9 protein-coding genes, 1 pseudogene and 1 riboswitch are annotated in these 11,107 nt (G+C 40.0%); of the genes and pseudogenes, 5 read left to right on the top strand and 5 right to left on the bottom strand.

All coding sequences use genetic code 11. From position 1 onward, the window contains the following. Nucleotides 1–413: 413 nt before the first annotated feature. Nucleotides 414–668, top strand: a complete 255-nt coding sequence (locus V7K79_RS18895) for a DUF7219 family protein (protein WP_335049531.1) — start codon at nt 414–416, stop codon at nt 666–668. A 451-nt stretch (nt 669–1,119) separates the two neighbouring features. Here the strand turns inward: V7K79_RS18895 and V7K79_RS18890 are convergent. After that, nucleotides 1,120–1,332 (bottom strand): annotated as a pseudogene (locus V7K79_RS18890) (VOC family protein); the annotation flags it as partial. Nucleotides 1,333–1,570: 238 nt separating this feature from the next. On the opposite strand from V7K79_RS18890, the gene V7K79_RS18885 reads away from it, so the two are divergent. Both V7K79_RS18885 and V7K79_RS18880 read left to right on the top strand, forming a co-directional pair. Beyond that, nucleotides 1,571–1,723, top strand: a complete 153-nt coding sequence (locus V7K79_RS18885) for a hypothetical protein (protein ID WP_335049530.1) — start codon at nt 1,571–1,573, stop codon at nt 1,721–1,723. Between the two features lie 356 nt (nt 1,724–2,079). Further along, complete coding sequence (locus tag V7K79_RS18880) at nt 2,080–4,065, top strand: S8 family serine peptidase (protein WP_335049529.1); 1,986 nt, start codon at nt 2,080–2,082, stop codon at nt 4,063–4,065. Between the two features lie 230 nt (nt 4,066–4,295). Here V7K79_RS18880 and V7K79_RS18875 read toward each other — a convergent pair whose 3' ends face one another. Beyond that, nucleotides 4,296–4,811 carry a hypothetical protein gene (locus tag V7K79_RS18875; protein ID WP_335049528.1) on the bottom strand — a complete coding sequence of 172 codons (516 nt, stop codon included), beginning with the start codon at nt 4,809–4,811 and terminating at the stop codon, nt 4,296–4,298. Nucleotides 4,812–5,561: 750 nt separating this feature from the next. Here V7K79_RS18875 and V7K79_RS18870 point away from each other — a divergent pair. After that, nucleotides 5,562–5,687 carry a hypothetical protein gene (locus tag V7K79_RS18870; protein WP_335049527.1) on the top strand — a complete coding sequence of 42 codons (126 nt, stop codon included), beginning with the start codon at nt 5,562–5,564 and terminating at the stop codon, nt 5,685–5,687. 253 nt (nt 5,688–5,940) lie between these two features. Here V7K79_RS18870 and V7K79_RS18865 read toward each other — a convergent pair whose 3' ends face one another. From V7K79_RS18865 to V7K79_RS18855, 3 genes are all read right to left on the bottom strand, one after another. Continuing rightward, a complete protein-coding gene (locus tag V7K79_RS18865) occupies nt 5,941–6,930 on the bottom strand; it encodes an adenosine kinase (RefSeq protein WP_335049526.1) in 990 nt (329 codons plus the stop codon). Between the two features lie 564 nt (nt 6,931–7,494). Beyond that, nucleotides 7,495–8,868: a phosphomethylpyrimidine synthase gene (gene thiC / locus V7K79_RS18860; RefSeq protein ID WP_335049525.1), complete on the bottom strand. Its 1,374-nt coding sequence runs from the start codon at nt 8,866–8,868 to the stop codon at nt 7,495–7,497. Nucleotides 8,869–8,875: 7 nt separating this feature from the next. Next, nucleotides 8,876–8,972: riboswitch (TPP riboswitch) on the bottom strand. 86 nt (nt 8,973–9,058) lie between these two features. Next, nucleotides 9,059–10,051 (bottom strand): 2-hydroxyacid dehydrogenase, encoded by a 993-nt coding sequence (locus V7K79_RS18855; protein ID WP_335049524.1) that lies wholly within the window; start codon nt 10,049–10,051, stop codon nt 9,059–9,061. A 265-nt stretch (nt 10,052–10,316) separates the two neighbouring features. On the opposite strand from V7K79_RS18855, the gene V7K79_RS18850 reads away from it, so the two are divergent. Then, nucleotides 10,317–10,925, top strand: coding sequence for an rRNA large subunit pseudouridine synthase E (locus tag V7K79_RS18850; RefSeq protein WP_335049523.1), 609 nt, complete (start codon nt 10,317–10,319; stop codon nt 10,923–10,925). Nucleotides 10,926–11,107 lie beyond the last annotated feature (182 nt).

Genomic DNA, 11,107 nt, shown 5'->3' with positions numbered 1-11,107 from the left:
ATGAGAATTCTTTAAGATGCACCGAACTTGATTTCCATTTTTGGAAACAATGCCTATTTTACAGCTATTTGAGCCTTAACTGAACCGTATTGGATGATAATCATAACTAATTCTGCGGGTATGATATGATTTGAGCCGCATTTGAACTAGTCGATTTTAATCAGCAAAATCCTGTTTCACTTATTTATTTTGGTGTTTTCCGCAAAGAAGATGTCATTTGACTGACTCCTTTTAGTAGAGGACACGATTATTTCAGTATTTTCCACAGTTAATTACTTGTCTTTCTGATTTATTCTAATATTGAACTAAAAAATTAACTTCTTTATTCGGGAATTTGAATGTTATCCTGTGTATGTACACAAACAGAGGAATTATAGTTTATAAATTTCAGAAAGAATTACAAAACAAAACTTATGACACAACCTAACTCGCAAGACAAAAACAGTTTTTTTTACCCTCGTAGTCGGTATTATGGTAAATTTCGGCCAGAGAACTTGGTGTTTAATGCCAACCTCCAAGAATTCTCTCAAAAAATTAGTTACATCACTTCCTTAGAAACAGGAGGTAAATTGTCTCAGGAAGAAGCTTATCAGCAAATTAAGTCACTTTGGAAAGAGTTGAAACATAGCAAAAGACAATTGTCCATTGGCAACAATCAAGAAACTTAAACTAATTATCAGGAGGTATTGGGAATTTATTAAATCTATTGTAAAAATACTTGAACCGCTCAAAACTCAATTTTCGGGCGGTTTTTGGCTTTTGCAAAAAGTCTCTTTTTCGTTATGTTAATTTTAGTAGTTACAGGTAATACCAATTCTCTTATATTATGTTAATTCTAGTAGTTACAGGTAATACCAATTCTGTATAAAGATGTACTAAATTATATAAGGAACGAATAGCATAGACACAAAGTTAATACGGTTCGGTTAAGCTTTTTTGATAAAAATTATAGATCGCTAAAGATGCAAGAAATCATCACAAAGATGTGATAAATTGCTGTCAAGACAAAAGACTGATTATTAGACCTCTTGCAAAAGCCTACTTTTACGAGAATGCTTTCAGTAAGCCGACAGGGTAGGGCGCATTAGTGTAATGTCTCGTTAGAGAAGGACACAAAGAAAGAAAATTTGGCGCAGCTTGGTGGTAGAGGCGAATAGAGCGTAAAGACAAATTCACCCCATATAATCGATGGGCGACATCTGCGGTTAATTCACCCACTTCATCAATGCAATAGCCAAATTGCTCCCAATACTGAATTGCAGAAATTGGCTCTAGAATGCCAATGCAGACTTCATAGAAACCTGCAATTGTAGTTTGTTGTTCTTGAGTCAAAATTAGTGCTGAGGTGGGAGAGACGCTATTCATCGCGTCTGTGTTTACAAAAGTATTTCTTAAGGAATCCGAAAAGCAACAACTTTACTTTGTAGCTTATGATGTACCTACAAAAGTGAGATTTAGCGATCGCCATCAAGTTTTTTTTAACAAGAGTTAAGCTATGACGCAGCGACTGATACCAATTCTGTATGAAGATGCGCCAAACTAAAATAGGTGCGTGTTAAAGATTAGTGTTATGACCCGTCCGTTTGAAGTTGAGATTTCTGAAAGCCAAGAAGAGTTGGAGAAAGCTCTCAAACATCCTGTGACAGCAAGCAGCAAGGAAAGATTACAAATGCTCTACTTGCTTAAAAGCGGTCAAGTCAGCAGCAGGCGATCGCGCTTCTGAACTCATCAGACGAGATTACGACTTTATTCTTGAAGCTTTATTTAGCGCAGCTTCATAAAGAATTGGTATTATAGCGTTTTTCAGTGGCATGAAATACATTCTTTTCATTGTGGTTCATAGTTATACGCCCCTACTAATGATTTTGAATCCCTCTTTTGTGGAAAGATGAATCGAAGATTTGTATGAACTTAGATAGATGAGATTCTGTATCCTAGTACACATATAACACATGAAATTAGAAGCATCCATAAAGTAAACGTCAGCCTACAATGCGTGCAGCAAGCTTTAAAAATAAGGCACAATACGGTTTTCCAATTCCCAATTCTCAATTTTCATAATATTTAGGAGATTAAACAATGGTTCAGGTTCGCTATGGTGGACAGAATGGCCAACAGTATGAATTTGCGATCAGTAACGAACACGTTGTAGTACGTACCGAAAGCCGTAGCACGATTGTTGGTGCAAGATCCTTTGAAGTCGCACCTGTATCACCCATAGCTCGTAGCATCCTCAATCAATTTGAGTTAAAAACCCGGTTTCGGCAAGCGGGTGTAGAAATTTTGCAAGCAAAAGTTCCGAATCAGGGTGTCGCTTTGCGCGATCGCGCCCGTGAAATTCTCAACAATGAGTCTGAAGTCCAATTTGCCGGACGCGTCTTAATCGATCCAGTATCCCAACAACCTGTAGTTTATACTGAAAACCTTTTTGTTAAATTTGATAGCGAAGAATCAAGAGTCTGCCAAGAGGTTTTAAGACGTTACAACTTAACAATTAAACGCCAACTTGAATACGCCCGAAATGCTTATTTTGTCAGTGCGCCTACAAATACTGGTATAGCGGTCTTTGACATCGCCGAGAGACTTCTAAATGAAAAATCAGTTGAACTGTGCCATCCTGAATTAGCGCGTGAGTCACGCCAACGTCAAGTTTTCCCGCAGCAGTGGCACTTAAAGCAAACAACAATTAATGGTAAGATAATTAATGCCCATGCCAACGTTGAAGCAGCTTGGAAGTTGAGCAATGGCACAGGGACAACTATTGCAATTATTGACGACGGTCTGGATCTCGATCATGAAGAGTTCCGTTCCTCTGGCAAGATTGTTGCTCCGCGTGATGTCACACGTAAAACGAACAATCCCAGACCAGGCAATGATAATAACCACGGTACATCTTGTGCAGGAGTAGCTTGTGCAAACGGGAACTTTGGGGCATCTGGTGTAGCACCGGGGGCAAAACTCATGCCGATTCGTTTAGCTTCAGCGTTGGGATCGCAGGATGAAGCAGATGCTTTTATTTGGGCGGCTCAAAATGGTGCAGATGTTATTTCTTGCAGCTGGGGCCCAGCAGACGGTACTTGGTTTGATCCAGACGATCCTGCACACAAGCAAAAAGTACCTCTGCCTGATTCCACACGACTTGCTATAGATTTTGCAATCAATAAAGGACGCAATGGCAAGGGTTGTGTAATTTTATTTGCAGCTGGCAATGGTAACGAAAGCGTCGATAATGACGGCTACGCCAGCAACCAAAAGGTGATTGCAGTGGCAGCTTGTAACGACTACGGTACAAGAAGCGCTTACAGTGACTTTGGTCAGGCGGTTTGGTGTGCCTTCCCCAGCAACAATGGCGATAGTTCTCAAACCACTGGAATTTGGACAACCGATCGCTCTGGTGTACTTGGTTATAATTCGGGTAATCGAAATCTGGGTGAGGCTTTAGGCAACTATACGAACGAATTTGGCGGAACTTCTAGTTCTTGTCCAGGTGCAGCAGGTGTAGCCGCCTTGATTCTTGCCAGAAACCCAAATCTGCGTTGGGATGAAGTACGAGAGATTATAAAACGCTCCTGCGATCGCATTGATTCAACTGGAGGTAAATATGATGCCAATGGTCGCAGCCCCTTTTACGGTTACGGTCGAATCAATGCTCTCAAAGCTGTAGAATTGGCCAAGCCTGCTCAAACATCACCCATTAGTATTTTCCAGGCAGTGCAAGATATCCCAATTAACGATTTGCAAACATCAACATTGTCAGTGGCGATCGCTAATACCACCCTCCTAAAATCCATCAAAGTTAATGTAGATATCGAGCATACGTATATTGGGGATCTTATCGTTACTCTGCTTCCCCCAGTGCAAATAGGCATACTTCCCATAAATCTGCACGATCGCCAGGGTGGAGCTACAGATAATATTAAAACAACTTATGACGAAGTAAACACCCCTAAACTTGCTGCCTTTAAAGGTAAAAGTCCCCAAGGAACCTGGACTCTGGAAGTTGCAGATAAAGCTGAAGGAGATACAGGAAAAATTCGCAGTTTGACCATTGAAATTGGATTTTAAGCCAAGCGTATTGGCTTTAAATATAATTAAATACTACAGGCTCAAAAATAGCGGGGAAATAGTTAAAATTAACTTTGTAAATAATCAATAGTTGCATGTGCCAACTATTGATTATTTACAAAGTTTTATATCTGATTTGTTCAGCAGTTTCGCACTCCTGACTAATCTAAACTCCAGTTGGATTGGAAAGTGTGCGATCGCTCTTTGGTTATGGGGCGCTTATCGTTCCGTCAGAGTGCGGTAGGCTCTTTTACAATAATTATTCCTATATTGGCTTCAGGAGTAGGCACTTTATCGATTCGCCACCAACCCAAAGCCCCTTGTTGGCATCCAAAAGCTTGAGCATAGCGGAAGCGTATGTAGTAAATTCCAGGTACATTAGGTGCTGTTAACGTGAATGTACTTGAGCCTGAACCTTGGGTAGAACCATCGTAGATACAGGCTTGAGCGTTATATTGACCTCCAATACCCACAATAATTTGATTAATAGATCCCCCTTGACCATTACTATAAGTGTAATTGGTAGATCCATTAATCTTTTCTTCAGGATTAACAACTACAACATTACTATTGCCGTTAAGTGTGAAATTAGTCAGTTTCACTGGACCATAAGTTGCAGAATTAGGTAGTAAAGATTGTGCCATTGCAGCTTTATCGAGTAGCAGGCTGTTGAGGGGAAGACCCATGCCGAGAAATGCAATAGTAGTAACAAGCGTATTAAAAAATTTAGCTCGTTGTGTAGACATAATTTTCTCCTTGTGATTTGCGTTAGTTGTTGAGACTTGAAAATTAAGGCATAAATATGAGGAGCTTGAATAATTTACAAAAATCAACTTAAATAGCTTATTTAAATTAGTTTTTCGAGTGTTTTATTTTAATTAAGTAGGTAGGCACAATTAAACTAAACTAAGTAAACTTCTGTAAAGCACTAGAAACACTTTAGATATAAGCTTTTAAGCGATTTATATTTCTTAATCAAGTTCTATTTTTCACACCCATCTACTTGCTTGACACACTTTTTTTATCACTATTCTCAAGTCAAGTAAACTACTTTACCCAATCTTCAATATATGGATTTTTGTAATATCTAATACATTTTAATATATGTATAAATATTTATAAGCGAAAATTTATCTTTTGCAGAGATGTATTTTGCTTGCTTATTTGAAATTCGATATCTTGTGAAATTTTGTTTTGTTTTTGGCAAAAACGCAATTTCTTCTTTTATCAAAAATAATTTTGTGATATCTATTTCTACTCAACAAGACATAAGTTAATTTTATATATAATTTAGTAACATTTATAATCAAGCAACAAAGAGTTTAATACAAGCTTTATATAATGTTGTTAGCTGTGTTAAATCTGCTCATGACTTACATGAAAACGTTTTAAGCATCATTATCCTAAACTCGACACAGTAACGGGAATGTACTTCGATGATGTTCAAAGAGATTTTAAAGGAGTTTTAGCTTAAGTTGACACCAATGAGCAACACTATGCCCCTACAACACATGGTCTATTTACGTGAAAATAGCTGTAAGGATAGTTGTAGACTGGATAGAGCGATCGCTTTACCCAACTTTTTGCGTAAATTTCGTGGCGAATTGAGAGTTGAAATTTAAACGCATAAGCGCTTTAAGTTCCCGCAGGATAGGAACGCAAAGATTCAATCATCACACTACCCATAGTTGAATAAAACCTTCAGCCGTCCATCCAAGTGTTAATTACTTGTCGTATTTCTTCACACATTGGGTATTTACCTACTCCACTCAACCTTACTCAAGCTTTAAATCCGGTGAGTGCAACAAATAGCTGGTTACGAAAGCTTGTACTGGTGGCATAAAATTTGACCCCTCAAAACTTTTTAAACACCCTCTAAGCAGTAACTAATGCCTTTAATTCCTCAGTTTTTAATCTTGGTCCATAGGATGTAACAATCTTAGAAGCTGCGGCCGATGCTAATTTTCCGGCTTGTTCATAGCTCATACCTTGAGTAATTCCATAGAGGAAAGCTCCTGCATACATATCTCCTGCTCCCACTGTATCTACAGCTTTCACTTGAGGTGCAGTGATTTCAATTAATTTCTGACCGTCAAATACTACTGAACCCTTGGAACCACGAGTAATGGCAAATTTCTTACTCAGGGTTTTTAGGTTATCTACAGCTACTTGAAAATCTTGTGTATCTGCTAGTTCTAATGCTTCACTTTCATTAGCAAAAATAAAATCTAAACCAGATCCAATGATGTCTAATAAACCACCTTTAAAAAATTTCACCATATTGTAATCAGATAGGGACATCGTAGTTTTTACTCCCATTTTCTCAGCTATTTCTCTAGCCTTTATAGCTGCTTCTTTTCCTGTGGGAGAAGTCACTAAATATCCTTCGATATATACATATTCTGAATCAGCAAGCGCTGATGATACTAATTCTTGTGTAGAAAATTCTTCAGTAATTCCCAGAAATGTATTCATGGTGCGATCTGCATCGGGAGTTACTAACACCAAACATTTACCTGTAATTCCTGATTGGCGATCGCCATTTTTTAAGTTGGTATCTACCTGAGAGTTGAGTAAATCTTCTATGTAAAAGTCTCCAAATTCATCATTAGCTACTTTACAGGAATAAAAAGCCTTTCCTCCTAGTTGACTAATTGCTACTATTGTGTTTGCTGCTGAACCTCCACAACTCTTATGGCAATGAAGATTTTTGAGATTTTCCAAAATATGATTTTGACTATCTTCATCTATGAGTGTCATTACACCTTTATCAATCTTTAACTGTTGTAGTAACTCTGGAGATACTTCGTATTCTATATCTACTAAAGCATTACCTACACCATAAACATTATATTTCTTGCCCATTGTTTATCTCCTAAAATAATTTCTGTCTGACTTGAACAGAACTGATAATAACAGATAAAAGTTGCTTGGTCATAATTTCGTTGACTCTAAAAGCGAATGGCACGCTTGTTAACGGCAAACCCATTCTCTATAAGGCTTTTAGGTGTACAGTGTTGGATTAGTGAGGAAGAAATTTATTTGTATCCCCACTCATATTTACTTTTCTTGATTTTTCCTTACACCCTATACCCTATCCCCAACACCTAGCCCAGACGAATTTTCAGCTTTACAAGTGTGCTATTCGGGTCTAAATCTCCTCCTTAATAAAACCTTCTGCCCTCACGCGGGTTTCTCACCACATTTCTTCTTCGCCTTATAAAACTTAGGTTTTGGCGTTTCAGACTATACACAAATTATTACCATCAGAAACATTATAGTAAGGCTTCCAAAAAATCAAATCACTAGTAAATCATCTGGAATTTTATGTGCGTTAGCACGAATGTCCTAACGCACCCGACAAAACTATTTAAACCGCAATTCTGAAAACCGCTACAAGTATTCAACTAGACTCTACATAACAATCTATTAGCTTTGAGTCACAGCCTCTTTCGCCAAGAACTTTTCTAATTCTGTTAGCGCATCAGCATCAACCTTAGTTTGCATTGGGCAGAACTTAGGCCCACACATCGAACAAAACTCAGCAGTTTTATAGATATCTGCTGGTAAAGTTTCATCGTGATATTCCTTAGCTCTTTCTGGATCGAGTGATAATTCAAACTGTCGGTTCCAATCGAAGTTGTAACGCGCCTTGGAAAGTTCATCATCTCTATCCCTTGCACCAGGGCGATGTCTAGCAATATCAGCCGCATGAGCTGCTATTTTATATGCAATCAACCCATTCCGCACATCTTCGGCATCTGGTAGACCTAAATGTTCTTTGGGTGTTACATAGCACAGCATTGCAGTACCGTACCATCCAGCCATTGCGGCTCCAATAGCTGAAGTGATATGGTCATAACCGGGAGCAATGTCTGTCACCAATGGCCCTAATACATAGAAAGGTGCTTCCGAACACTCTTCCATTTGCTTACGGACGTTGAACTCAATTTGATCCATTGGCACGTGTCCAGGCCCTTCCACCATCACCTGTACATCATCTTTCCAGGCTTTGCGAGTTAGCTGTCCGAGGGTTTTCAATTCAGCTAATTGTGCTTCATCTGAGGCATCATGGGTACAGCCGGGACGCAGAGAATCTCCTAAACTAAAGGAGACATCGTACTTTTTGAAAATCTCAATAATATCTTGGAAGTGGGTATAAAGCGGATTTTGTTTGTGGTGATGTAGCATCCACCGCGCCAAAATCCCGCCGCCACGAGAGACAATACCAGTGAGCCGGCTTCTCACCAAAGGCAAATGCTCAATCAAAATCCCAGCGTGGATAGTTTGATAGTCTACTCCTTGCTGGGCGTGCTTTTCGATGATATGGAGAAAATCATCAGCAGTTAGATTCTCGATTGTGCCGTGGACGCTTTCTAAAGCTTGGTACACTGGCACTGTACCAATGGGAACAGGTGAAGCCTTGATGATTGCGGTACGAATTTCATCCAAATTACCGCCACCTGTGGACAAATCCATCACGGTATCAGCACCATACTTCACTGACAGATTCAGCTTATCAACTTCTTCCTGAAGATTAGAAGAGTTGGGAGAAGCGCCGATATTAGCATTTACCTTACATCTAGAGGCGATGCCAATAGCCATCGGCTCTAGATTAGTGTGATTAATATTAGCGGGGATAATCATTCGTCCCCGCGCTACTTCCTCACGAATGAGATCGGCTGGGAGATTTTCCCGTTGGGCGACGTAGTGCATTTCTTCGGTGATAACACCTTGGCGGGCGTAGTGCATTTGAGATACATTAACCTGCCCACGTCGTTTAGCAACCCATTCAGTCCGCATATTGTCATTCCTCAATAAACAGCTTCCCTCCGCTGGTATTACCCAGACTCAGGTGTTAAGGGTGTGATCTCAGCCTGGTTATATAGGCACCCCTAGCATGGATGTAGTGTAGCACCTTGGTTATGTCTGGGAGCAAAGATGTTAACAATTTATGAGGTAACACAATTTAGGATTTGAGATTGCTAAAGATTTATGCACGAATTTCATTCGCACAAGCACGACCCTGTTCAACATCGGTAATATTAGCAAAAGTTGTTTCGGCAATATTGTAGAGAGCTTCGGCTGTAAAAAAGGCTTGATGTCCGGTAATGAGTACATTGGGGAACGTTGTTAGACGCTGGAAAATATCATCTTGAATAATTTGCCCAGACAAATCTTCAAAGAACAATTCCGATTCTTGTTCGTAGACATCTACAGCTAGATAGCCAATTTTACCCGACTTCAATCCTTCAATCACTGCTTGGGTATCAATCAGCGCTCCTCGGCTAGTATTAATTAGCATCACACCAGGCTTAATCTTTTCTATAACCTCAGTGTTAATTAAGTGATGTGTTTCTGGAGTCAGGGGGCAATGCAGGGAGATAATATCGGAGTTGGCAAATAGCTCAGGTAGTTCTACATACTTTCCACCTAGCGCTTCCAATTCGGGATTGCGATAAACGTCATAGGCTAGTAGGTGACAGCCAAACCCCTTCATAATCTGTCCTAAAATCAGACCGATTTTGCCAGTGCCGATAATTCCCACTGTGCGCTGATGCAAATTAAATCCTAATAGTCCATCTAAAGAGAAATTGCCTTCTCGGACACGGTTATAGGCGCGATGAATTTTACGATTTAAGCTCAAAATCAATCCTACGGCGTGTTCTGCCACCCCATAAGGTGAATAGGCGGGAACACGCACAACGGTAATTCCTAAGTCTGCTGCGGCTTGTAAGTCTACGTTGTTAAACCCCGCACAACGAAGGACAACTAGACGAGTTCCCCCTGAAGCGAGAATCTCTAAAGTTGAGGCATCGACTTGATCGTGTACAAATACGCAAACCGCCGGAAATCCGGCAGCAAGGATAGCCGTATCCCGATTTAAACGGGGTTCAAAAAATACTAATTCGTGTTGGATGGGAGAATTTGCAGCTGACAAAAACTGCCGATCGTAGGCTTTTGTACTGAAAACTGCTACTTTCATGCAAAACCTCAGACTTTATGTATGCTGCACGGTGTTCGAGTAGATAATATCTTGAGGTTTAAAAAAGTGATGTCTACAACGAGCGTAGCTGCGGCATTTTAAACTTTTTTAATCGATACTCTGGCAATACCAGTTAAATAAGCGATCGCACTTCAGCATTCCTAAATTAAGAGCTATTAACGAATCGGGTATGATGGGGCTGACGCCTGTCTCAAACCCGATCCATGACTGTTGTAAAGCAATAGTGATCAATGACCAATGACAAATGACTAATCATTACCGATATATTATTTTTTACAAACCCTATGGTGTCCTCAGTCAGTTTACAAAAGATGTCCCCACACATAGCACCCTAAAAGATTATATTGATGTGTCTGATGTGTATCCTGTGGGGCGCTTAGACTGGGACAGTGAAGGATTGCTGCTATTAACGAACGATGGACAATTGCAACATCGCCTCGCCCATCCACATTTTGGTCATAAACGTACTTACTGGGTACAGGTAGAGCGAATTCCAGATGCAGAAGCTATCAAAAGGTTGCAAACAGGTGTGGAAATTCAAGATTATCGCACTCAACCAGCAGAAGTTAAGCTATTACCAGAAGAACCACAGTTACCCGAACGCACCCCACCGATTAGATTTCGCAAAAATATCCCAACAGCTTGGCTGGAAATGACTTTGACAGAGGGAAAGAACCGTCAAGTACGGCGCATGACTGCGGCTGTCGGGTTTCCGACTTTGCGACTGGTTAGGGTTAGCATAGCTCACTTACAATTAGATGATTTACAATTGGGTCAATGGCGCGACCTCACCGCCTCTGAACTTCATAATTTCAGTAGACCAAAAAGTTTTCCCCTAGAAGCCGCGCCATAATATAGCAGGAGGCAGGAGGCAGAAGGTAGAACTATTACTATTCCTAGCATTCACGCTTGTCATTATGTCCTAACCTATGTGACTACGGCTATAACCCTCTTCTGTCACTTTCCGGTTATTCTAAATAAAAGGATTAGAAGAAAAAACTCTGCAAGGGAGGTAGGGCAATGGATGTAGAATTA

The organism is Nostoc sp., assembly GCF_036917575.1.
GTDB lineage: Bacteria > Cyanobacteriota > Cyanobacteriia > Cyanobacteriales > Nostocaceae > Nostoc.
This window is presented reverse-complemented; position numbering and strand designations above follow the sequence as displayed.

Coding starts and splice junctions, on each gene's coding strand:
- V7K79_RS18895 (WP_335049531.1), top strand. CDS start 414: ATGACACAACCTAACTCGCAAGACAAAAACAGTTTTTTTTACCCTCGT.
- V7K79_RS18885 (WP_335049530.1), top strand. CDS start 1,571: ATGACCCGTCCGTTTGAAGTTGAGATTTCTGAAAGCCAAGAAGAGTTG.
- V7K79_RS18880 (WP_335049529.1), top strand. CDS start 2,080: ATGGTTCAGGTTCGCTATGGTGGACAGAATGGCCAACAGTATGAATTT.
- V7K79_RS18875 (WP_335049528.1), bottom strand. CDS start 4,811: ATGTCTACACAACGAGCTAAATTTTTTAATACGCTTGTTACTACTATT.
- V7K79_RS18870 (WP_335049527.1), top strand. CDS start 5,562: ATGCCCCTACAACACATGGTCTATTTACGTGAAAATAGCTGTAAGGAT.
- V7K79_RS18865 (WP_335049526.1), bottom strand. CDS start 6,930: ATGGGCAAGAAATATAATGTTTATGGTGTAGGTAATGCTTTAGTAGAT.
- thiC (WP_335049525.1), bottom strand. CDS start 8,868: ATGCGGACTGAATGGGTTGCTAAACGACGTGGGCAGGTTAATGTATCT.
- V7K79_RS18855 (WP_335049524.1), bottom strand. CDS start 10,051: ATGAAAGTAGCAGTTTTCAGTACAAAAGCCTACGATCGGCAGTTTTTG.
- V7K79_RS18850 (WP_335049523.1), top strand. CDS start 10,317: ATGACTAATCATTACCGATATATTATTTTTTACAAACCCTATGGTGTC.